This is a genomic window from Colwellia sp. PAMC 20917 (genome assembly GCF_001767295.1).
Taxonomy (GTDB): Bacteria; Pseudomonadota; Gammaproteobacteria; order Enterobacterales; family Alteromonadaceae; genus Colwellia_A.
Map to the genome: position 1 here is coordinate 4,643,973 of NZ_CP014944.1, position 24,345 is coordinate 4,668,317.

Here is a 24,345-nt window from a genome sequence, read left to right on the forward strand (position 1 = left end):
CATTATCCTTTAGCTGATTTATCGCGTAGGTGAAATTGATTTTATATTCATAGAGCCTATTGTTTTAGGCTTTTGTATTTGTAACTATAATAAATTTTTTCTAAATTAGGAATTAACACTATTGTGATTAAGAGTCTGATATATATTGGTGATTATTTCCCATATTGCCTGACAATTGTAAATGTAAGCGATAAAACTAATCGTTCTTGTATTTATGCAAATAAAATATTTCAAGAGAACACGGGTTACACCGCTGGTGAAAGCATAGGTCGAAACCTTTCGTATTTACAAGGAGAGCTGACATCCCAAGATACAACCGAATTTATGAGAGGCTGTTTTAACCAAAATGTCGCTTGTGTCCAAGATATTATTAATTACAAAAAAGATGGTTCTCCCTTTCTTAATCGTCTTTTAATGCTTCCTATAAACGATCATTCCACTGGCGATTTATATTATATAGGCATCCAGAATGACGTGACAAAAAAAAAGGGACTTAACTATAATAACAAATCTTTAAGAATTGTTAATAACGGCGAAATTCGTCATGTTGTGAATAACCCTCTCCAGATTATTTTAGGGAATTTTGAAATTGCGTTAATGAAATCAACTTCATCAGCAGAAATTGATTTAGTCGCTAAGAGGCTTTCTTCAACATTTAATAGAATCAATGAGTTTGCATTAAATATTGAAAGTTTATCAGACTTTGCTGATTTCGATGCTAAGTTGTATTAGTTAAACTCTTGGCACAATAGACTGAAAAACGCCACCACGGTATTGAGCGATCGGCATCATGGTATTACACAATTAGTATTTAAAGTAATTTAGGCGAAAATAGCCTTGAAAAACACTAATAAATATTTTGATAAAAATCAACTTGAGAGCCCTCAATTAAAATGAATGATATTTATATTAAAAGTAGTTATGAAAAACTTTTTGATATGTCTTTAGATATGCTAAGTATTGCTAATACCGAGGGATACTTCGTAGAAGTAAACCCATCGTTTCATCGTGTTTTAGGTTATTCAACAGAGTATTTACTATCAATACCATTTTTAAACTTGGTTCATCCTGATGATGTAACAAAAACACTGGAACTATTTTCAAATTTAAAAATGGGACAAACGGTTTTTGAATTTGAAAATCGTTATAAACATATTGAAGGTCATTATATCGACTTTAGCTGGACTGCATCTGTTGATACGAATAAAGGTTTAATTTATGCCGTAGCTCGAGACATTACCGAACGAGTAAAGTTAAAAAGTCGCCTAAAACAAATAGAATCCGCATTGTATGAAAAAGCAATCATAGGTATTACCGATGCAAAGGGTATTATCGTAGATGTTAATGATAATTTTTGCGAGATTTCTGGCTATTCAAAAAGTGAACTTATTGGTAAAACGCATAAGATAATTAACTCAGGACATCATTCATCTGATTTCTTTGACAACATGTGGGCTACTATTGCTAAAGGAAAGGTTTGGTCTGGGACTATCAAAAATATAACGAAAAAGGGCACGTTTTATTATGTTTACAGTATTATTACCCCTGTTTTTGATAATGAAAACCGCATCACTAATTATTTGGCTATACGACATGATGTTACTGACTCAATCAATAATGCGCATGAATTATCGAAAACACTGAAAATACTGAGTGAAACAAGTGCAATAGCCAAGGTGGGAGGTTGGGAATTAAATGTTAAAAGTGGTGAATTAACATGGACAGATGAAACCTTTGCTATTCTCGAAGTAGATAATAAAAAAGATAAATGTCCTATTTTGCCTGAAGGTTTACAATTATTTGTACCTGAACATCAACCGATAATAGAAAATGCAGTTAATCGAGCGATTGAATACGGTGAACCATATAACTTAGAGCTTAAAGGTTTAACCGCTAAAGGTAATATTAAATGGGTGTCTACTAATGGCAAACCTAATTATGAAAATGGAGAAGTAGTTACAATATCAGGAACGATACAAGACATTCATCTAAGAAAAACTACTGAATTATTATACGATCAAGAAAGACAAAAAAGCATTCAATCTTCCAAATTAGCCTCTTTGGGGGAGTTAGCAGCAAGTGTCGCTCATGAGATAAATAATCCGTTGGGTATTATTTCTACTTACACTGAGGCGTTAATAAACCTTCCCTATCAGAAAGAAAAAACTGACAAAAAACTTAGCGTCATTCAAAAGTCAACTGAACGTATTAGCCACATAGTAAAAAGTTTGAAGAAATTTTCTAGTACAGATGATGTAAATACAAAAGTGGCACTAAAACTATCCACTATTGTCACCGAGGCTATTATTTTAATAGCACCGAAACTTAAAAGAGAAAATATAAATATCATTTACGAGCTAAACGATCGACACTTAATTTACGCTAATGAAATAGAAATAGAACAAGTGATCATAAATTTAATGTCTAACGCTATCTATGCCATTAAGGATCTTAAAGAAAAATGGATTGAAATAAATACACGGGATATTGATAATGCGGTAGAACTATCTGTTAAAGATTCAGGCAAAGGACTGCCAAAAGATATACAAACTAAAATGTTTGAACCATTTTATACTTCTAAATCTTTAGGGGATGGAACAGGGCTAGGTTTATCAATAACGAAAGGTATTTTAGATGATCACAATGCATCAATTTGGCTAGACTTAAACTCACCCAATACTTGTTTTATTATTAAATTTTTAAAATTTGAAGAGTAGTACCATGAAAAAATTAGTTTACTTTCTTGATGATGAAATTTTCTTAGGTGAAATATTTCAAGAATATTTTGAAACAGAAAATATTGACATTGGGGTCTTTAATCACCCTAAAGAAGCAATTGAGGCGTGTATTTCAAATCCACCTGATATTATGCTTATAGATTATCGTTTACCTGAAATGACAGGATTAGAAGTTGCTCAATTCATTGACGATAAAATTATTAAGATTTTGATGACGGGGGATTTTGTAGTTCCGGTAAATGATTTATTTAAGCTTACGATTAATAAACCTTATAAATTAGAAGATTTAAAGTCAATTATTTTAGGTGAAGACATATATAATTAGGATATAACAATCACTAGGCATTTTTTTTTGGCGCGTTTGATATCTATCATCAGCGCCTTTATCTTTCAGGCTTTTTTCTATCTGGTAGATCCTTGTATCATGCTCAACACTCTATCAGCCTTGCCTTTTTCCCTTTACCTTTACTTACGCTTTAATAAGCTTTCTTGACGATAAAGCGGTAATACATATTGGTATTTACTGGGGATAATTTTGCTTAACAAGGTAGATGTCGAAAACGTTATAGGTATTGGACTTAATGGTACTGGCGCTAATTGATGCTTTGTTGATGTACCTTGTTTTCCACACCCGCGGCAACTCTATTTCAATTACATATGCTGTATCACTTTTATTCGTGTTGGAATAAACTCAATATTTTTACTACGATCATCACCCATGTGTCTATTGCAGCTATAGCATACGCAGGTTTACGCTCAATATTATTAGCGATAACTTCACGAGGTAAATAGCTCGGTAATTTTTTACTGACGGGCTTTTTCTTCGCGATGACAGGGGCGAATTCAGATACTTCCTCAGTAACGTCAAGATCAGTTTCCACTTCAGTAAATAAATCCCCTTGTGCAGGATGTCCATCACAGCTTACGCCAAAACTCTGCTGTTTAGCATGACGAAACTGCTCTATTAAATGCTATTTTTTACGGTGAGATTTTTAACGAGCGACTGGATGGAAAGCACCATTGCTTGTAGTGATTCGGGGCGGCTGGTCCAATTTCTTTTAAAGTAAATGAATGTCAAAACAAACAAAACAAACAAAGCAAACAAAACAGACAAAACGAACAAAGTTGTACATTCATGGTTTGTGTGTATAATATCCAATACTATATACGTTACTATTATTAATAACTTTAACTCTATTATCTTTTGCAAATGTAAGTAACGTTTACTTCAAGAAGAGAAAATTTTTGAAAAAACATCTGAGTTCGTCTGAAGTCGCAGAATTATTAATGGTGACACCTACAACGGTTAGACGTTGGTGTAATAGTGGGAAATTGAACTCCTTGCAATCACCGGGAGGGCATCGTCGTTTTTTAAATGCGGATATTGATACGTTTGCTTCAGAGCAAGGAATATCACTAGCAAGAAGTATAATTGCTAAACGAAAAATACTTATAGTAGATGATGATGTAGCTGTAGCTGAACTTCTTCAAGAAATTATTATTGATTCAAGTGATGCTGATGTTTGCACTGTCAATAGTGGTTTTGAAGCCGGTTTAAAAGTGAAAAGTTTTATGCCAGATACTATTATAACTGACATCATGATGCCAGGCATGGACGGAATAGACGTATGTAAAATGTTGAAAAAAGATCCTTCCACTCGAAATATACTGATTATTGGTATAACTGGTTTTTATAGCGAAGAAAATGTATATAAATTATTAGATGCTGGTGCCGAAACCTGTTTGAAAAAGCCGATAAATATCCCCGAACTATTATCCACCTTGGGTTTACAGTTAAGAGAAGATAAATAATGAATATTGCTTTAGATAAAAAAATTATGATTGCTTCCAAAGAAATCCCAAAAATACTAATCGTTGATGATGAGGCGATGCATCGCAGGTTGGAAGTAGAAATACTCGGTGACGAGTACTCTGTATTTGAAGCAAAAAATGGCGAAGAAGCTATTGAGTTGGTACAAACGATCAACTTTGACGTTATTTTACTGGACAAAAAAATGCCAGGAATGAGTGGCGATCAAGTTTGCCATTATATTAGAGAAACTCTTGACCAAAAATTAGTCCCTATCATCATGGTTACAGCGAGTAGCTCTGCATTTGAATTACAAGAAAGTTTAAATTTAGGCGCGACAGACTTCATTAAAAAGCCTTACGATACTACTGAGTATATCGCTAGAGTTAAGTCCGCAATTGCGCATAAAAAGCTAACTGACAATTTAGATTCAGCTGAGTCAGTATTATTTGCTTTAGCTCGAATGGTGGAAGCACGAGATGAAGGCACTGCAAAGCATTGTAGCAGATTAACTTATTACGCAAAAATCTATGGTGAACACTTAGGTCTTAGTGCTATTCAAAAAGCAGCACTTGATAAGGCCTGTATATTACATGACATAGGTAAATTAGGCATTCCCGATAGGATCTTACTTAAAAAAGGACCATTAACGGAAGATGAATGGAAAATCATGCATCAACATACCGTAATAGGTGCAAAGCTTTGCTCTGAAATCAATTCGTTAAGTGATGTACTCCCTATCATTTTACATCATCATGAAAAGTGGGATGGCTCTGGCTATCCAGAGTCGCTTGTAGGGGAAGATATTCCTCTGTTGGCTAGAATCTTTCAATTACTTGATATTTTCGACGCGCTTAACTCCGAACGACCTTATAAGAAAAAATTCAGCAAAGATAAAATTTACCAAATTATTAGTGAGGAAAAATCAAAAGGGTGGCGGTGTCCTATTTTGACCGATAATTTCTTAGAATTTCTAAAAAATAATGACTATTTATTTGAAGCTGATTTATCTGCTTTGAAAGAAGGTACGGGTGAAAAATTATTTAATAAAATAGCAGAAACGGTTTATCTAATCTGGGATTGATTGTCTACTACAGTGCTAACAGACGTAATGGTGATGAGCCATCAAACTTATAAAGACTTTTACTTACAGTAATATTTCTATGACAAATATAATCCAAGAATACGATTTACCTGAAGTGATTAATAAGCACCTTATCATAGCAATAACGTGTAAAAGAGGCCTTATTAAGTATGTTAACGATGCATTCGTTAAATTATCTCAATACTCACAAAATGAATTGCTCGGTAAAACACATAAAGTCATTAATTCTGGACTACATACCGATGCTTTTTTTAAAAACATCTGGAATGAAATTTCATCTGGCCAAACTTGGCAAGGTGAAATATGTAATCGTAAAAAAAATGGACAGTTATATTGGGTACAAACAACTATTGTTCCGCGAATAGATGACAAGGGTGAAATTAAAGAGTTTATTTCACTCAGAACAGACATCACCCCGAGTATTGAGCTTCGAGAGAAAATAAAACAGCAATCCTATATTGAAAGAATGCTAAAGAATATATTAGAAATAATCATTAGCGATAATAGCAGCAAGAACATTTTCAATGAGGTTAAAGACATTTTTAATACACTTTGGCCAAATGCGGGATTTAATATTTACACGAAACACAAAGAAACGGAAAGCTTTGATACCGTTGCTAGTCATAAACTTTCAATCACATTAAATCAGTTGCTTGCTAAAATATCACTTCCTGATAATGGCTCATCCATCGAAGAATTATTAGAAAAAACACCCTGTTACTATTTTGAAAATATAGACTTTAACCCGTATGAGTGTGAGGAAGTGAACATTATTAACGAAAATAATGTTCACTCTTTTATTATTATTCCCATTAAAAATAATAAAAAGGTGTTGGGAGTATTAAGTATTTACAATTTTAATATGCTAACTGAAATTGATGTTGAAGTTGAGATCAAATTATTATTACAAATTGCCAATTTATTCTCAGTTAAATTAGCACAGGAAATAGCAGCTAATACCCGTTTAAGAGTGCAAAAACAATTAATACAATCTGAAAAACTAAACACGATCAAAAATATGGTAAGAAGTATTGCTCATGAATTTAATAATTCATTGACGAGTATTTTGGGTTATGCAGATTTAATTTGTGTCAGGCATCAACACGAGATTCCAAAAACGGCAGCTACCTATTTGAACAGAATCACTCAAGCTGGAGAATCGGCTAAGCATTTAGTATTGAAACTAATCGAATACAGTGAGAATAAAAAGAGCGAAGAACGCATAATTAATGTCATTCCATTTATTGAAGAACTCATAACACTTCAACAGAAAGATGAAGATGCTATTACTTTTTCCTTTGTTATTAAATGTATTGAGGTGAATGTGAGAGTTGACCCCGTTCAGCTATATCAAGCCGTCAGCTTAATTGTATTAAATGCTGTTGATGCAATTAAAACAGAAGATAACACAAGTATTAAAAAAATTACTTTTGGTGTTGAAAAAATTGAGCTTATTAAGTCAGAATGTATCTCTTGCTCTCAACGTTTTGAAGGGGAATGGGTGAAAATTTCAATCATTGATTCCGCACAGCCCATCCCTGAGTCAATCGTAAATAAAATAATAGACCCTTTCTTCACAACTAAATCGTTAAGTGAAGGCTCAGGAATGGGGCTTGCTATTGTAAATAAAACCATTCATGAAGCGGGTGGACACATCCAAATTATTTCAGGAAATGATGATAGCGTAGAAAAATCAATTGATCTTTTTTTACCATCAGTGCCTCATAACTTACACGTTACTGATAAGGATATCATTTAATGATGAATGCTAATCATTTAAAAACTAATTGTTTTTCACAAAGTTCCCACGAAAAAACAAACTTAACCTTAATCTGTGGTCTAGTTGTTTTTGTAATCTATTTCATTTTGTCTAAATTATTTATTGCTTTTTCAATGAATTTAGGGGTCTCTAGTCCTATTTGGCCTGGAGCGGGCTTTGCTGTTGTTGCCTACTTAATCTTTGGCATAAGGGCGCTACTACCTATAGCTCTGGCGATTATATTCTTGACGATTCTGGGACAAGGAACACTTCAGTGGCAATACTTTCCAGTCAGTCTGTTTTTTGCTTTGGGGGCATCACTACAAGCCGTTGTTTGTGGCTTTATAATAAAAGTTAAAAAAATCAACTTAAACAGTCTTGCTGATATGAGAGCAATAGGATTGTTTTTTATTTTATCACTTTTAACCGCGCTAATTTCTACAACTGTTTCAAATATTGGCCTCTATTTAGTTGGCGGTTATGACTTTACACCAACGTATTATACTTTTTTTACATGGTGGCTGGGTGACTGTGTTGGAATTTTTATTTTTGCACCTCTGCTTTTTTGGTTAACTAGAAAAAATAAAAGTGAACTTGATAAAAAACAAATCAGGGTAACTTTTATCTCGTTAATCACTTTTATTTCATTGGTTTTTATTGCTTTTTATAGTGAACAAAATGTAAATAAAGTTACATTAAAAGAAACATACCAACGAGATGTTGAAAATATTATCGATACAATCGAGCATGACTTAACGCAGGTAACGTCGCTATCAAAAATGCTCTCAAGTTATATTGCTAACCAGGAAGCGATGTCTAACGATGAATTTTTACAGTATACCGATATAGCGATAAAATCTAATGAAAACCTGCTGGCATTATCATGGAATCCATTGGTTTTAGATGAAAATCGCAAAGTATTTGAGCGTAAACTAGGCAGAGTTCATAACGGAAAAGATTTTATCTTAGAAAAGAATAATGATGTGATGAAAATAGCAGACAAAAGAAATTTTTATGTTCCTATTCTGCTAATACATCCGATTAAAGGTAATGAAAAAGCGATTGGCTTTGACTTGTATTCAAACAAATATCGAAAAGAGGCACTAAACAAAGCGCTTCAACTTAATAGTGCCGTAGCAACTCAAACTATTAAACTCGTTCAAAACGCTAAAATTAACAATGCCATACTCTTATTCGAACCCTTAACAAAAAAGCAAAGTGCTCCGTTAAATAACCCGAAGAGATATGAAACAATAGCAGGATTTGTTTCTAGCATTATTGATATTGAACATCTCATCGTCAATGCCATAGATAAATCAAACATTAATTTTCAGCACATTAACATTACAATTACAGACAAGTTGTCGAAAGCTGAAATTTATTCGAATGCTGAAAATATCACTACGCATATTTCTAAACTGAATTTAACTATATTATCGCTTCAACATAATATTTCATTTGCTAACAGTCATTGGATAGTTAATGCGCAAGCTTCAAATGAATATATCTTGGCAGTTGGAAAAGATAGTGAATGGTTTATATTATTCTTTGGCATAATTATTACCACAATGTTTTACGCTATGGTGCTGTTCTGGTCAGGACGTCAAAAAGTCATTGAGGATATAGTAAAACAGCAAACCAATGAAATAAAGCTAAGTAAAAAGCATTTGACGTTAACACTCAATAGTATTGCTGATGCTGTAATTGCTACTAATATGAATGGTATAATTGTTAACTTAAATCCGGCAGCAGATAAACTACTGGGAACGGATTTTAGTGTACAAAACGCGGTTCATATTGACCGCTTATTCGCTCTTTTATCAGGAGAACGAGCCCATATTTTCGATGATGCCTCGGTAAAAATAAAGAATGAATTTTGTGTTATCGATAGTGAAGATTTTGTCACGTTAAATAAACCTGATGGCACCAGTCACCAAGTTTTTGCTATAGCCTCGCCAATAACCGATGATGAAAATTTATTTCAAGGAATCGTATTTATCCTTAAAGATATATCCGAAACTCTTGAACTTAAAAATAAAAACGAACATATTTTAGTTGAGTCAGCCGCTCGGCATAAAGCGTTAATATTATCTTCAAATACAGGAGCCTGGGAGTTTTTTAGGGATATTAATTATGTAGATTGCAGCCCAGAATATTTTTCCATGTTAGGTCGAGATATCAAGGATTATCAATCAAAAAGTCACGATAACCTCACTCAAGTATGGAGTGATTTAATACACACTGAAGATAGAGAACAAGCAACTAACCTATTCGCTGATTACCTAAAAAATCCGCAAGGTATCTATGAAAGCAACTTCAGAATGAAGCATAAAGATGGCAGTTGGGTATGGATACTTTCTCGAGCGCAAATATTAAAAGATGCCCATGGTGGTCTTACTCAAAGAATCATTGGTGCACACATCAACATTACTAGCCAAATAGAAACGCAACAAAAACTCAAACATAGTCAAAAAATGGATGCTTTGGGTAAATTAACAGGTGGCGTAGCTCATGATTACAACAATATGCTTGCCGTAATTCAGGGCTATTCAGACTTGTTAATCACAAAGTTAGAACCCAATAGTAAGGAACTCAAGTACGCAAACCAAATACTTGTGGCAAGTAAGCGCGGCGCACATTTAACTGAAAAATTACTCGATTTTTCCAAAATACAACAAGACGATAGAGAAATATTCTCACTGAATGAGTTAGTGCTTGAACAAAGAGATATGTTACATAAGGCTTTGACTGCACGTATTAAAATCAGTTTCAACCTTTTAAATATAAATCCACTTGTCTCAGCGAATAAAAATGATTTGATCGATGTACTGTTTAACCTATGTATTAACTCAATGCACGCAATTGAAAACAGTGGTTCAATCGAACTCTCTACAGGTCTTAAAACTTTCTCTAGTGAGGAGGCTAATTTACACAATATCACCGCGGGTAAATATGTAACCTTAGCAATAGAAGATGACGGCTGTGGAATGGATGACTTAACATCATCTAAAATATTTGACCCCTTTTTCACTACAAAAGGAGAAAATGGAACCGGACTTGGCCTTAGTCAGGTCTACGGTTTTACGAAAAGTAATCAAGGCGGAGTTACTGTATCTTCTGAATTAGGTAAAGGCACAAAAATAACCCTTTTTCTTCCGAGTAAGAAAACGAAAAATGATAATGTTCATCAGCTAAATAATGACAACAAATCAGATAAAGCTGAAAGTGGCAATATATTAATCGTTGATGATGAAATAGAGCTTTTAGATTTAGCATTCGAATTTTTAAGTAGCAAAGGTTATAACGTAAAAACCGCGAAAAGTGCAGAAGAAGCACTGATAATCCTTAAAAACGAAAACATTGATTTAGTCGTTACTGATATCATCATGCCAAAAGTAGATGGGTATCAGCTAGCGAGCTTAATTACAGAAAACGCTATAGACACCAAAATAGCTTTCGTTAGTGGTTATAACGACGAAAGTGTTAGACAAAATAGCGACTTATATTCTCAAATAGATTTATTAAAAAAACCCTATAGCGGCATGGAATTAATTACCTTTGTTCACAAATCATTAAACAAGGAATAATTTGATGCCCTAATCATTATCTTCTAGAGATTTAGATACACATACTAAGAACCCATAAGCTTAAATATTTAACATTAAAAATAACGATTTTAAAAGGATTATGATGAACCGCACATCAAATAATGAAAGAACTTTCTCTGAAGCTGAACAATTGGTATCAATTACCGATCTAGAAGGTAAAATAACTTACGCGAATAATGATTTTTGTTCGATTGCAGGGTATTCACTTGATGAACTTGTTGGCCAACATCATAATATAGTTAGACATCCGTCAATGCCTAAAGCCGCTTTCGCTGATTTATGGAGCAAGCTTAAGCAAGATGATTCATGGCGAGGTATGGTTAAAAACCGTTGTAAAAATGGTGATTATTATTGGGTAGACGCTTACGTAACCCCTGTATATGAAAATGGCAAGGTAACAGGCTATCAATCTGTTAGAACATCGCCAAGTTTTGAGCAAAAACAAAAAGCTCAACAGCTTTATGACAAGTTGAATAATGGAAACTCTCTGTATGACTTACAAAGCAATTTTCGATTAAAACGAATAGTGGCATTATTTATCATTGTCTCAGCTACATTTTCAAATTGGTTATTTACTGAATCAATATTTTCATCTGTAGCATTACTTACGTGTATAAGTTTAGTCTCTTTAGTTTTTTCACAAGAGTTGTTTGCCTTTCCAAATTACGTAGCCAAAACCCAAAGGTTATCGGATAGTCCTTCACGCCTAATCTTCTCAGGAAAAGGGCCGCTAAATATTATCTCTTACCCAATAGAACTATATAAAGCAAGAATAAGGACAATACTTGGTAGAAGTAGTGACTCAGGGCGTAAACTCCTTAATCTTGCAACCGAGTTAGAAAGTGCATCAACACAAACGTTAAAAGGTATAGAAGAAGAAAACAACAACCTTGCACAATTAGCAACAGCAATAACTCAAATGAGCGCAACCATTAGTGAAGTAAGCTTAAATACCAATCAAACACACGACAAAATATTAACGGTACAAAACGAATGTAAGAGCAATATTACGGTTATCGAAGCCAGTCAGAATAAAATTAACTGCTTGGCTAGTGATGTTGATAAAGCGGCTTCTAATGCTCTTGAATTAGTCAGAGATGTAGATAAAATTTCAGATGTTATGTCAGAAATTCAAGGCATTGCCGATCAAACCAATTTATTAGCATTAAATGCAGCCATAGAAGCGGCAAGAGCAGGAGAGCAAGGGCGAGGCTTTGCTGTGGTTGCCGATGAAGTAAGAACTTTAGCGAGCAGAACTCAGGGAGCAACAGTTCAAATTCAATCATCCGTTGTAGAATTACAAACCACTTTGAAAAATTGGAGCGAAGTCATGCTTAAAAGTAAAAAGAATGCTGAAGAATGCTCTGAAGATAGCTCTAGAATTAAACAAGCGATGGATCATATTATAAGTGATGTAAACGATGTAAGTGATATGACTGCACAAATAGCTACCGCTGCTGAAGAGCAAAGTGTTGTTGCTAATCAAATTACACATAGTGTTCATACTATCGATGATATTTCTCAACAAAACGCAATACTTGCAGAAAAAGTCAGCCACCTAGGTATTGCCGTAAGCAAAAGTGCTGAAAATATTGAAAGGTTAAATACGACATTTAAATAATCAAGACCTTGTAACAAATATATAGGTTCTATTCTGGGCTTAGGTGTTCTCATTTCTATTTACGCTTAAGTAATGCCATTGTTAGGTTTAGAGTTCAGCCCTTATTTTTTATTCTATCTTTAGTCATTATGTTAGTTGGTATAGCAACAATTATTCAATTAAAAGGTGACTTCGGTTAACAAAGAAGTGAAATTTATCTTGGTACTAGGTGCTTTACTGTAAATAATAAAGAATAGCTTTAAAATTATATACGCCATAAGGTTGCTATGGCGTTTATATCTTTAAATATTGAATGCCTAATTAACGTATGAACTCGAATCTCCAAAAAATTTTTCTAGTTGAACATGATATGAGTAAGCTAGGTGTTTCTTCTGCGATTCTTTCAAAAGCTGTAAAGCTCAAAGGTGAGGAATTTAATTTAATAAGGCTACACTCAGTCATTGGAGAATAAATCCTAAAATATATTGACGTTAACTTCCCACTAGCAACTATTGCTCGAAAGCATCATGAAAGGGTAGATGGTTCAGGTTATCCAGATGGGTTTATAGATCATTAAATACTTTTAGAAGCCCGAATTATTGTCGTAGCTGATGTTGTTGATGAATGCGTTTATCTAGAACATATAGAAAGCAAGTGGGTTTGCCTGCGGCTATTGATGAACTAAATAAAAATAAAGGTATTTTGTATGACCCAAACGTTGTCGGTGCCTGTTACCCGCTTTATAAGAGCAACAAACTTAACAGTTCTCACGCAGAAAATTTACAGGAGGAAAATAGAGGTAAGTCCTAATATACCTGTGTTCAAGTATCTTCATTAATAACAGGTATATACCCTAGTAACTTGTCGACATTATTCAAAGAAGCAACTATTGTTATAACTATTAACCATTTAGTGACTAAGACAACAGAGATTATCAAACGCACATGGCTTTACAATTATTACATAAAGTTTTCATATTATACTTAAGTATTGCAATGGGATTGATTACCCTATTTCTTGCCCCCTCAACATTTGCGGCAAATACCATAGAAATTGAGCAACGCTTTCTTCAGCTCGAAAATGCAGAGCTAATTGGTACTATGAAAGAATATCGTCACAGTATGCGCGAACTGCAGATTTGGTTAGCTCCCGATAATGATAAACAACAAAATCGCTTTAACGCCTTAGATTGTTGGATGCTACAAGCTGATACATCGGAATTACTTCAGTCCGCAATCAAGAAAGCTAATGCCTATCTTTCAAAAGCAATAGCGCAGGAAGACAAACGCGCTCAGTCTGATTTAACCCTTTGTCGTGGCTCATTCTATGAAGCAGCTTCTGATAATGTTTCAGCAAAGAGTGATTACAATACTGCTTTACAAATAGCGACTGAAATTAACAATTCAAAGCTGATTGCTGATGCCTTATCGACTCGGGCATCGTTAGCCGCACTTAACGGCGATTTAGCACAAGCACTGGAAGATTTTCAGCTTGCACAAACCCACTACGAATTAGCAAATATACCTTATTGGATTTACTATAATTTAGGAGAAATAGGTAATACTTACCGTCGTATGGGTGATTTTCAGCGGGCATTAACCCTGATGAAGGAAGTTGAACAATTTAATGAACAAAGAGGCGATTTAGAAGCAGTTAATGATACACGTTATGTACGTGCGCTGATTATGGATGATCTTGGCAATCACACATTAGCCCAAGAACTTTACACCACCTTGTTGACCAACGCCTATAAGAGTGGTGATAAAGCATTAATCTCAACAATGCTTGTTGCCAAAGCTGATTCTCTGTTGCAAGCAAATAAAACTACAGAAGCAAAAAGCCTACTCAACGAAGCTGAGCCTATGCTAGATCCAAGATTTGATCCTTATAGTTGGTCGCTGTGGCACTTATTTAATGCGAAAGCTGACTACGCTGATGGTAATTATGAATCAGCGTTAGTACATATAAAAAGCGCTGAGCCAAGTATGAGTAATCAGGATAATTTTCGTTACTTAGCGTGGATTCAGAATGTAAAAGCGAAAACGTTGGCTAAACTTGGAGATTGGCAACAAGCATATCAAGCTAATGTCGCCTATAACAACACTAAAGAATTACTAGCAAGCAAACTACGTGAGCAAAATACCACACGCATGCGCATAGAATTCGATGCCGGCCGCAAAGAAGTTGAGAATAAAACGCTTAAAGCTGAGCAGACCGTTCAGCAAGCTCGTTTGCAATCACTAGAAGAACGTAAACGTTGGCAAGCCCTAGTGATTGGCTTATCACTGATTTTATTGATCTTGATATTGATCTGGGCATATCGTCAATTTATGCGTGCACGTTTAATGCATGGCATGGCAATGACCGATGAGTTAACCCGTCTACCAAACAGACGCAGTATTCAGACAAAAGCATTACAGGCCATGAATGCTGCTCGTGACGCCAAGACTCCAATGAGTTTATTAGTATTTGACGTTGATTACTTCAAACGTATTAATGATACTTGGGGCCATGAGACCGGTGATCGTGTGCTACAAAAAATATCAACCGCAGCAGAACTTGCCATGCGAAAAAACGATTGTGTCGGTCGCACTGGCGGCGAAGAGTTCATGGTGGTTTTACCTGATTCTACACTAGACAGTGCAGCAGAGATTGCACAACGTTTATGTGACTGCATTGCCGCAATAGATATGAAAGAAATTGATGATGATCTGGTGGTTACTATTAGCTTAGGTGTTGCCCAACTCAGTGACATTGATACTACTGTGTCGTTGCTAACTCAGCGAGCAGATAATGCATTGTATCGAGCAAAAGACTCAGGACGAAATCGAGTTGAAGTTGAGAGATAAATGCCTGAGTAGCAATAACACTTGTAGATAGGACTTCCAGATAATTGGTCGACATTGGTTTTATTACTTTTTTATCGAACATCGTCGAGAAAACCCAGTGATCTTTAGTCGCTGGGTAGTTCATTTGCCAACTTTCAGATCAACTCCCACGGTTTCATCATTGTAAACCTTTTAAACATCAGCTGCTAGGTGACTTTCTGCTGATAGTTTTTGTCGCTTGGCTGATATCTAAAAACCTTAATGGAGCAGTCCAAATTAAGATTAAAATCCTACCTCTCATACGGACTCCACGTGTTTTGCAACTAATAATGTCACATTAAACATAATAATATGCGGTCGTATATACGGCTTATTATTGAGATAGGTACTCTCTAGCCTCTGATGTTTGTGCTCTTATTATCCTTTTCGATATGGCAGTCTTTATGACTTTCGAGATAGACAGATTTTAATCGGTTGGTCTAACCGTTTATGCTGAATCCTTATTGTAAAATTAATTTTATTCCTTTAAATCATTATGCTGCAACTAATTGTTGTTGCTCATATTTACTTTCATGCCTGAGCATTGCCCAAGCAGTTCTAACGGTTTTATCATACGTTGATTTTACTCCTTGTGTTAAAAATAAAATAGTAAGTCCATGAGGTTTTGTGTGCTCTTTTATCGACTTTGTCGGTGTTTGTGTTCGTTTTTAGCTTTTTGTATCGGTGATTTTGTCGTTTATGCAAAATAATTGGTGTTTATATTTGTTTTTTAAGCTAAGTTAGTTATAGTCAACGAACCTTAACGAAGTAGATGCTCGTTTATTACAAAATATTCTTATTTATTTTGTGCTAAAAGTGGCGCTTTTCAGTATTTCACTCTCAGGTGATTTTTCTGCAAGTATTAATCTGCTGAATATTAATTTCGACAATATTTTTAAATAGATGTGAGAATTATTTTGGAAGATTCAACAATAAAATTACCATCAGAGTTGACCATTGCTCAAGTGGATAAATACAGAAATATATTTCTCGATATTATTGATAAAAATGATGTTTTAGTGATTGATGATAGTCGTTTAAAACGAATTGATACTGTTGGGGTGCAACTCTTACTTTCCACGATTACTTGCATAGCTTTTCAACAAAAAACACTGACTTGGCACTCAAAATCCGATGCTATAAAAGAAAGCATAAAACAACTGGGCTTAAATGAAGCCATTTTTACTCAATATTTGAATGTTTAACATTATCTTTGATAAAAGCACAGCATGAAAAAGGAATAATAGTATGACCAAAGTTTTAGTTGTTGATGACTCAAATTCAATCAGAAATATGGTGAGTTTTACCCTGAAAAGTGCAGGATATGAAGCCACTGAAGCAGTAGATGGCCTAGAAGGGCTTAATAAAGGAAAAGCTGGAAGCTTTGATTTGGTTATCTCCGACGTCAACATGCCGAATATGGACGGTATTACCCTTTGCAAAGAATTACGACAACTACCCCAATTTAAATTCACCCCTATTTTAATGTTAACCACTGAAAGCTCTACTGAAATGAAAATGCGTGGTAAAACCGCTGGTGCAACCGGTTGGTTAGTTAAGCCATTTAATCCAGAGAAGTTACTGGCAACCATTAAACGCGTTGTAAGGTGATCATATGAGTGTTGATCTATCTCAATTTATTCCAAGTTTTCTTGAAGAAAGCTTTGAAGGACTAGAATTAATGGAGTCTAGTCTACTGAATTTAGACGCAGGCGATACTGAAACTATTCATTCAATTTTTCGTGCTGCACATTCCATTAAAGGTGGTGCTGGTACTTTTGGTTTTGATAAAGTTACCGAGTTTACTCATCTTGTTGAAACCCTGTTAGATGAAATGCGAGATGGTCGACGGGAAATAACAGAGAAAGATACTGAATTGCTTTTAATTGCTGTCGACTGCATGCGCATTCTAATAGAAGCAGCAAGAGACGATACTGATCATGATGAAGCAAAAATAGAAAAAACAACCGCTCTTTTAGCAGAAGCCTTGGACGATGATGTCCCCTCCAGTGAAAGTGATACCCAAGAAATAGCAATTGAACCATCGAATATCAAAGGAAAAATTTGGCAGATTAGTTTTGTGCCAGATCATCATTTAGTAAAAACGGGTAACGATCCCATATTTTTGTTTAATGCCTTAGCTAGCCTTGGCGAATTAACGGTAAAAGCTAAAACAGATGCACTACCAGCACTCAAGGATATGGATGCAGAAGAACTTTATCTTAGTTGGGAGTTAACACTCGTATCTGACGCTAGTGAAGATGACATTCGAGAAGTATTTGAATGGGTCGAGGACGAATGTACATTAGAAATTGAAGGGATCGACCCCGCTCCAAAAGTGACTGAATATGATAAAACTGATGATGTAGATATTTCATTATCTGACGATAGTGCACTACCGTTGAGCAGTTCGAACATTGTTTCAGCGGGAGAGCCCGTAAATATTGCTAAGCTTCCTGGAATTTCGGAGAAAAGTAAAACAAAAACAAAGCAAGATGTTGGCTCTATTCGTGTTGGCGTCGACAAAGTTGACTCGTTAATTAACTTAGTGGGCGAACTTGTTATTACACAATCAATGTTGTCTGAATTAGGTAATGACTTTGAAATATCAAAATTAGAAAAACTAACCTCTGGTCTAGAACAACTATTACAAAATACCAAAGAGCTACAAGAAAGTGTGATGAAAATTCGCATGTTACCAATAAGTTTTGCCTTTAACCGTTTTCCACGTTTGGTACATGATTTAGCACTAAAAACGGGTAAAGAAATGGAATTGATTATTCGAGGGGAACAAACCGAACTCGATAAAACAGTCATGGAACAAATTGGTGACCCGTTAGTACATTTAGTTCGTAATGCTGTTGACCATGGTATTGAATCTTCAGAAATTCGCTTAGCAAATGGTAAACCAATATCCGGAACTATTATTTTAGCTGCTTATCATCAAGGCGGTAATATTGTCATCGAAATCAGTGATGATGGCGGTGGAATCAATCGAGATGCTGTGCTCAATAAAGCCATTGAAAAGGGCTTGGTTGATAGCCATGTAACATTAGCCGATAGCCAAATATTTGATTTGTTATTTGAACCTGGTTTTTCAACAGCACAAGAGGTTAGCGATATTTCTGGCCGAGGTGTTGGTATGGACGTCGTTAAAAGAAACATTCAATCACTTGGTGGTCGTATTCAAGTAGAATCCGAAAAAGGTAAAGGCTCTAAGTTTAAAGTAATCCTACCATTAACACTTGCCATATTAGATGGACAGTTAGTACGTGTTGGCACTGAAATTTATATTATTCCTCTCATTACCATTGTTGAATCATTACAAGCTAAACCAGAGCTTATCAACAGAGTTTCCGGTGATATGATCGTTTACCGTTTACGTGAAGACAACGTTCCGGTAATTCCTATTTACCAATTATTTAATTTGCCCGCCGAGACTAAAGATGTCAATAACGCTTTATTAGTTGTAGTAGAAGCTGATGGTCAAAAAGTTGGCTTGATGGTTGATGATTTATTAGCGCAACAACAAGTTGTAATAAAGAGTTTAAAAGATAATTACCAACAAGTTAATGGTGTTTCCGGAGCCACTATTTTAGGCGATGGCTCTGTCGCGATGATCCTCGATGTACCCGGTATGATCGCTATGGCGATGAAGCGAGCAAAAAAAATACAAAATGAACACAATACAACTGTTGAAGGAGAATTGGTTTAATGGATATTCAAGCGTTAGCTAAGGACATTCCTTCTGAAGGTGAACATTCACTTGAAGGTATTGATTTTATTACCAGTGGAAAACAATACCTGACTTTTTTATTAGCGGAAGAAAACTACGCCGTTGATATATTGTGTGTAGAAGAAATTAGAAGTTGGGAGCAACCAACTAGAATACCGAACGCGTCAAATCATGTTAAAGGCGTGATCAATATGCGCGGAATTATCGTTCCAATTATTGATTTACGCTTAAAGTTTAACATTGGTGAAGCGAACTATAGTGAAATTACTGTTGTTATTGTCTTGACCGTTGAAATCGAAGACCATTCAAGAACTATTGGTTTTGTTGTTGATGCGGTTTCCGATGTCTTAAATGCTGAAGATAATGAAATAAAAAATGCCCCGGATTTTGGTGGTTGTGTGCCTCAACAATACATCGCAGGATTAATCAATACGGGTGACAAAGTGGTCACTTTGTTGAATGTTGAAACATTGCAACTTATTGAAAAACATAAAGTAGATTAGGTGTTATAACATGTCTGAATTAGAGCAAGAATACCTCACATTTATACTAGAAGGTGAAGAATATGGCGTCGATATTTTATGTGTGCAAGAAATTAGGGTGTGGAGTGCTGTAACCGAATTACCTAATAAACCTAATTACCTTAAAGGGGTGATTAACCTGCGGGGAATTATTATCCCTATTATCGACTTAAGGCAACGTTTTGGTAAAGAGCCTTTAGCTTATAACGAACAAACGGTAACCATCATATTACATAATCATAATACCGAAAATCCCATAGTGGTTGGTATTGTTGTTGATGCGGTTTCAGAAGTATATAAATTTAGTCAACGTGATATTAGTCACCCACCATCCTTTGGTACTAATATTGATAGCTGTTTTTTAAAAGGGTTAGCTAGGAATGAAGATAAGCTTATTATGTTATTAAATACCGATAGTTTATTAAACGAAAAAGAATTGTACCGTGTAGAGCTTAGAGCTTAATAAAACCTATACATTTGCCGTATAAATAAAAAACGACAGGAATTTTTATGACTCCAAAACAAATTGATTTAGTGCAAGAAAGTTGGAAAAAAGTACTACCAATTGCAACGCAAGCAGCTGAAATATTTTATCAAAAGCTTTTTGCACTTGACCCCGCTTTAAAACCTTTATTTAAAAGTAATATGAGCGAGCAGGGTAATAAATTAATGACCATGCTCGATACTGCAGTAAAGTTACTTAATTCACCAGAAAAACTAGTGCCAGCAGTACAAAAGTTAGGTGCCAGACATGTTCATTATGGTGTTAAAGAAAGCCATTACGATACGGTTGGCGCTGCTTTACTGGATACGTTAGCTGAGGGTTTAGGTGATGATTTTACGTTATCAGTTAAACGAGCATGGACAGCTGTTTATGGCGTTTTAGCAAAAACCATGATCGATGCGGCAAAAGCAGAACAAAAAGAGACTCCTCCTTTAACTATAAATAATTCAACAATAACAGAAGAGCCGGATATGGAAAATAAAGCCAATAAAAATGATTTAGCGGTGCGTTTACAAGGCGCATTAGATCAATCTGCAACCGCATTTATGATGATAGATAGAGAGTTCATTATAAATTATGTAAACGAAGCGACATTGTCATTGCTCGCCAAGCATGAAGAAGTTTTTCAAATGAAGTGGCCTAGTTTTAGCGCAGAAAAATCGTCTGTATTGGGTACATGTATTGATGGCTTTCATAAAAACCCTGAACATCAACGTAAATTACTCGATGATCCAAGTAACCTACCTTGGAAAACCGATGTCAATATTGAGTTTTTAACCTTTGAATTAAATGTTTCGGCAATTAATGATAGTGAAGGTAATTATATTGGTAATTCCATGGAATGGAAAGATGTTACTGATGTACGTATGCAAGCGAATAAAGCTATTCAATTACAAGGCGCTGTTGAACAATCAAATACACCATCGATGATGATTGATAGAGATTTGAATATTACTTATGCCAATCCAGCGACCTTTACATTATTAAAAAAGCACGAAGCGACGTTTCAAATTAAATATCCAGGGTTCTCCTCAGAACCAGGAAATGTTATTGGTGTATGTATTGATGGTTTTCATAAAAACCCAGCACATCAGCGTAAATTATTAGATGATCCTAGTAACTTACCGTGGAAAACCGATATTAATATTGAACATTTGATTTTTGAATTAAATGTTACGGCGATTAATGATGCCAGCGGAAAATACATTGGTAACTCAATGGAATGGAATGACGTTACTGATGCACGAGCACAGGCAAATAAAGCTGTTCAATTACAAGGTGCCGTTGAACAATCAAATACCCCAAGCATGATGATTGATAGAGACTTCCTAATTACTTATGCTAATCCAGCGACTTTTGCATTATTAAGTAAGCATGAGGCGACGTTTCAAATTAAATACCCAGGTTTTTCATCGAAACATGAAGCGGTTATTGGCGCCTGTATCGATGGCTTTCATAAAAACCCCGCACATCAGCGTAAATTATTAGATGACCCTAGCAACTTACCATGGAAAACTGATATTAAAATTGAACATTTGACTTTTGAGTTAAATGTTACGGCGATTAATGATGCCAGCGGAAAATACATTGGTAACTCGATGGAATGGAACGATGTTACTGAAATACGTTCAAAAGCAATTGAAGTGGGGCGACTAACATCTGCAGTTAACGGTATGACAACTAACTTAATGATGGCAGAGACTACCGGTAAAATTGTTTACTGTAATCCTTCGGTATTACAGATGCTCCGTAGACGAGAAGTACAGCTTCGTACGGTACTACCTTCCTTTAATGTTGATCGTGTTGTGGGCACTAACTTTGATTCATTTCATAAAAATCCTGCACATCAGCAAAATTTATTAGGGAATCCAGCAAATCTACCCTTTGACACTGAAATTAAGGTAGCAGGATTAACTTTCCAGCTAATTGCCATTGCTTTATTGGATGAAAATAAAAATCATGTTGGCACCGCTGTACAATGGTTAGATTTAACTGAACAAAAAGATGGTCAAGCACAAGTAGAAAGTTTGATTTCCGCCGCTATTGACGGTGATCTTGGTCGCCGAATTGACACCAAAGAATATCAAGGTTTTATGAAATCCTTAGGTGAAAATATTAATAACTTAATGGATACCATAGTAGAGCCTATCACTGATGCTATTAATATTGCGCAAGCCTTATCCGAGGGTGATTTGACTAAAACCATGGATGGCAAATATGGTGGAGAATTTTTAGCTCTTGCAAACGCAATGAACGGCTCGATTGAAAACCTAAGCAATATGGTCGAAGAAATACGCGATGCATCCACGAATGTCTTTGATGCCGCACGAGAAATCGCCGCAGGTAATGATGAACTAAGCCACAGAACGGAATCACAAGCGTCAAGTTTAGAAGAAACTGCCTCAGCAATGGAAGAGCTCACCAGTACGGTACAACAAAATGCTGAAAACTCTTCTGATGCCAGCATGCTTGCTTCATCGGTAATGGAAAAAGCTAGCAGTGGTGGTGAGGTTGTTAAAAACGCTATTCAAGCGATGAGTGATATTAATAAATCGAGTAAAAAAATTGCCGATATCATTAGTGTCATCGACGAAATAGCCTTTCAAACTAACTTGCTGGCACTTAATGCCGCGGTAGAAGCGGCGAGAGCCGGTGAACAGGGAAGAGGTTTTGCTGTTGTTGCGGCAGAGGTTCGTAATTTAGCACAACGCTCTGCGGGAGCGGCTAAAGAAATAAAAGGTTTAATTAATGACAGTGTTGAAGCTGTTGGTCAGGGAACTAAACTCGTTGACGAAACCGGCCAAACGTTCACGGACCTTGTTAACTCAATTAGCGATGTAAGTAAAATGATCGCAGATATTGACGCTGCAGGTAAAGAACAGTCAGCAGGTATTGGTGAAGTAAGTGCCGCGGTTAGTCAAATGGATGAAATGACACAACAAAATGCTGCCTTAGTTGAAGAAGCTTCAGCGTCGAGTAAATCGATGGAAGAACAAGCACAAGGGCTGTTAGAGCAAGTTGACTTCTTTACTGTTAATGAAGAAGAGCCAGAGCCAGAGCCAAAACCTCGTCGTAGAGCAAGAAAACCAGTGGGTAAACCAGTCCAAAAACCTACGGCTAGTCGCAGACCTGCTCGTCGTGCGACAGAAAGTGACCAAGAATGGGAAGAGTTTTAGCAAGTAATTTTAATGCCCTTATATAACAACATGGAAGGCTTGATGTAATGTCAGAACAACGAAATGAAACTAATAGTTTATCCGAAAAAGACTTTGAGTTCATTTGTCAGTTTGTGCATGACGCATCAGGCATTGTACTTGGTGAAAGAAAGCGTGAAATGGTTTACCGCCGGCTCACGCGTATCACTCGAGAACGTAAGTTAAACAGTTTTAGTGATTATTGCCAGTTATTGAGGACACAACCAGAACAAGAAGAAAACTATTTTATTAATGCTATAACAACCAATTTGACAAGCTTTTTCAGAGAAAATCATCATTTTGAATATTTACAGCAACATGAAATCCCAAGAATAATTGCACAAGAAAAAAAATCAAAAGGACAGAACAAACGAATAAGAATTTGGTCTTCTGCAAGCTCTACTGGCGAAGAGCCTTATAGTATTGCTATTACCCTCTTAGAGACGATGCAAGACCAATTAACCGGGTGGGATGTTAAAGTTTTAGCAACAGATGTTGATAGCAATGTTCTAGCTCATGGTTCAATGGGTATTTATGCAAATAATCGTATTGAAGATTTACCCATAGCTATAAAAAAACAATATTTCGTTAAAGGTTCAGGAAGTAACAGTAAAAACGTAAAAATCAGTGGGAAATTAAAAGACTTACTTACTTTTAAACGATTGAATTTGCTTCATGGCTGGCCTATGAAAGGTCCTTTTGATGTCATATTTTGCCGTAATGTCATTATCTATTTTGATAAAAAAACACAACAGGAGTTGTTTTCTCGTTATTACGAATTACTCAAACCCGGTGGAATATTGATATTAGGCCATAGTGAAAATTTAGGGGAATATCAACAATATTTTTATAATGAGGGCCGTACTATTTTTAGAAAGCCTGAATTAGAGGAGAAAGGTTAA

The 24,345-nt window shown here is 35.5% G+C and carries 17 protein-coding genes; 16 read left to right on the forward strand and 1 reads right to left on the reverse strand.

Going from position 1 to position 24,345, the window contains the following annotated elements:
* Positions 1-123 precede the first annotated feature (123 nt).
* The 3 genes from A3Q34_RS19770 to A3Q34_RS19780 all read left to right on the forward strand — a co-directional run bounded on the left by A3Q34_RS19770 (position 124) and on the right by A3Q34_RS19780 (position 3,063).
* Positions 124-732 (forward strand): PAS domain-containing protein, encoded by a 609-nt coding sequence (locus tag A3Q34_RS19770; protein WP_070376905.1) that lies wholly within the window; start codon positions 124-126, stop codon positions 730-732.
* Positions 733-893: 161 nt separating this feature from the next.
* Positions 894-2,717: a PAS domain-containing sensor histidine kinase gene (locus A3Q34_RS19775; RefSeq protein ID WP_070376906.1), complete on the forward strand. Its 1,824-nt coding sequence runs from the start codon at positions 894-896 to the stop codon at positions 2,715-2,717.
* A 4-nt stretch (positions 2,718-2,721) separates the two neighbouring features.
* The gene (locus tag A3Q34_RS19780; RefSeq protein ID WP_070376907.1) at positions 2,722-3,063 is read left to right on the forward strand and encodes a response regulator; all 342 of its coding nucleotides are present in this window, start codon (positions 2,722-2,724) and stop codon (positions 3,061-3,063) included.
* A gap of 346 nt (positions 3,064-3,409) precedes the next feature.
* Here the strand turns inward: A3Q34_RS19780 and A3Q34_RS19785 are convergent, their stop codons facing one another.
* Positions 3,410-3,703, reverse strand: coding sequence for a hypothetical protein (locus A3Q34_RS19785; protein WP_231907496.1), 294 nt, complete (start codon positions 3,701-3,703; stop codon positions 3,410-3,412).
* A gap of 280 nt (positions 3,704-3,983) precedes the next feature.
* Between A3Q34_RS19785 and A3Q34_RS19790 the strand changes: the two genes are divergently transcribed.
* From A3Q34_RS19790 to A3Q34_RS19850, 13 genes are all read left to right on the forward strand, one after another.
* On the forward strand, positions 3,984-4,550 hold the full coding sequence (locus tag A3Q34_RS19790; protein ID WP_070376909.1) for a response regulator: 567 nt from the start codon (positions 3,984-3,986) through the stop codon (positions 4,548-4,550).
* The gene (locus A3Q34_RS19795; RefSeq protein ID WP_070376910.1) at positions 4,550-5,632 is read left to right on the forward strand and encodes a response regulator; all 1,083 of its coding nucleotides are present in this window, start codon (positions 4,550-4,552) and stop codon (positions 5,630-5,632) included. Before A3Q34_RS19790 ends, A3Q34_RS19795 begins: the two co-directional genes overlap by 1 nt.
* A gap of 79 nt (positions 5,633-5,711) precedes the next feature.
* Positions 5,712-7,412: an ATP-binding protein gene (locus A3Q34_RS19800; protein WP_070376911.1), complete on the forward strand. Its 1,701-nt coding sequence runs from the start codon at positions 5,712-5,714 to the stop codon at positions 7,410-7,412.
* On the forward strand, positions 7,412-10,999 hold the full coding sequence (locus A3Q34_RS19805; RefSeq protein ID WP_070376912.1) for a CHASE domain-containing protein: 3,588 nt from the start codon (positions 7,412-7,414) through the stop codon (positions 10,997-10,999). The genes A3Q34_RS19800 and A3Q34_RS19805 overlap by 1 nt, the downstream gene beginning before the upstream one ends.
* Before the next feature lie 103 nt (positions 11,000-11,102).
* Positions 11,103-12,641, forward strand: a complete 1,539-nt coding sequence (locus A3Q34_RS19810) for a methyl-accepting chemotaxis protein (protein WP_070376913.1) — start codon at positions 11,103-11,105, stop codon at positions 12,639-12,641.
* Between the two features lie 974 nt (positions 12,642-13,615).
* Positions 13,616-15,469, forward strand: a complete 1,854-nt coding sequence (locus tag A3Q34_RS19815; RefSeq protein WP_197517626.1) for a tetratricopeptide repeat-containing diguanylate cyclase — start codon at positions 13,616-13,618, stop codon at positions 15,467-15,469.
* A 935-nt stretch (positions 15,470-16,404) separates the two neighbouring features.
* Positions 16,405-16,692, forward strand: coding sequence for an STAS domain-containing protein (locus A3Q34_RS19820; protein ID WP_197517627.1), 288 nt, complete (start codon positions 16,405-16,407; stop codon positions 16,690-16,692).
* Between the two features lie 43 nt (positions 16,693-16,735).
* Positions 16,736-17,098 carry a response regulator gene (locus tag A3Q34_RS19825; protein ID WP_070376915.1) on the forward strand — a complete coding sequence of 121 codons (363 nt, stop codon included), beginning with the start codon at positions 16,736-16,738 and terminating at the stop codon, positions 17,096-17,098.
* A 4-nt stretch (positions 17,099-17,102) separates the two neighbouring features.
* Positions 17,103-19,202, forward strand: a complete 2,100-nt coding sequence (locus A3Q34_RS19830) for a chemotaxis protein CheA (protein ID WP_070376916.1) — start codon at positions 17,103-17,105, stop codon at positions 19,200-19,202.
* On the forward strand, positions 19,202-19,726 hold the full coding sequence (locus A3Q34_RS19835; RefSeq protein WP_070376917.1) for a chemotaxis protein CheW: 525 nt from the start codon (positions 19,202-19,204) through the stop codon (positions 19,724-19,726). Before A3Q34_RS19830 ends, A3Q34_RS19835 begins: the two co-directional genes overlap by 1 nt.
* Before the next feature lie 10 nt (positions 19,727-19,736).
* Entirely contained in the window at positions 19,737-20,207 is a 471-nt protein-coding gene (locus A3Q34_RS19840; protein ID WP_070376918.1) for a chemotaxis protein CheW, read from the forward strand.
* Positions 20,208-20,254: 47 nt separating this feature from the next.
* A complete protein-coding gene (locus A3Q34_RS20300; RefSeq protein ID WP_083278112.1) occupies positions 20,255-23,425 on the forward strand; it encodes a methyl-accepting chemotaxis protein in 3,171 nt (1,056 codons plus the stop codon).
* 47 nt (positions 23,426-23,472) lie between these two features.
* Positions 23,473-24,345 (forward strand): CheR family methyltransferase, encoded by an 873-nt coding sequence (locus A3Q34_RS19850; RefSeq protein WP_070376919.1) that lies wholly within the window; start codon positions 23,473-23,475, stop codon positions 24,343-24,345.

Excerpts from the sequence above, each read along its gene's own strand:
- A3Q34_RS20300 (WP_083278112.1), top strand. The coding sequence starts at position 20,255 with ATGACTCCAAAACAAATTGATTTAGTGCAAGAAAGTTGGAAAAAAGTA.
- A3Q34_RS19775 (WP_070376906.1), top strand. The coding sequence starts at position 894 with ATGAATGATATTTATATTAAAAGTAGTTATGAAAAACTTTTTGATATG.
- A3Q34_RS19800 (WP_070376911.1), top strand. The coding sequence starts at position 5,712 with ATGACAAATATAATCCAAGAATACGATTTACCTGAAGTGATTAATAAG.
- A3Q34_RS19805 (WP_070376912.1), top strand. The coding sequence starts at position 7,412 with ATGATGAATGCTAATCATTTAAAAACTAATTGTTTTTCACAAAGTTCC.
- A3Q34_RS19810 (WP_070376913.1), top strand. The coding sequence starts at position 11,103 with ATGAACCGCACATCAAATAATGAAAGAACTTTCTCTGAAGCTGAACAA.
- A3Q34_RS19830 (WP_070376916.1), top strand. The coding sequence starts at position 17,103 with ATGAGTGTTGATCTATCTCAATTTATTCCAAGTTTTCTTGAAGAAAGC.
- A3Q34_RS19825 (WP_070376915.1), top strand. The coding sequence starts at position 16,736 with ATGACCAAAGTTTTAGTTGTTGATGACTCAAATTCAATCAGAAATATG.
- A3Q34_RS19815 (WP_197517626.1), top strand. The coding sequence starts at position 13,616 with ATGGGATTGATTACCCTATTTCTTGCCCCCTCAACATTTGCGGCAAAT.
- A3Q34_RS19780 (WP_070376907.1), top strand. The coding sequence starts at position 2,722 with ATGAAAAAATTAGTTTACTTTCTTGATGATGAAATTTTCTTAGGTGAA.
- A3Q34_RS19795 (WP_070376910.1), top strand. The coding sequence starts at position 4,550 with ATGAATATTGCTTTAGATAAAAAAATTATGATTGCTTCCAAAGAAATC.
- A3Q34_RS19850 (WP_070376919.1), top strand. The coding sequence starts at position 23,473 with ATGTCAGAACAACGAAATGAAACTAATAGTTTATCCGAAAAAGACTTT.
- A3Q34_RS19840 (WP_070376918.1), top strand. The coding sequence starts at position 19,737 with ATGTCTGAATTAGAGCAAGAATACCTCACATTTATACTAGAAGGTGAA.
- A3Q34_RS19835 (WP_070376917.1), top strand. The coding sequence starts at position 19,202 with ATGGATATTCAAGCGTTAGCTAAGGACATTCCTTCTGAAGGTGAACAT.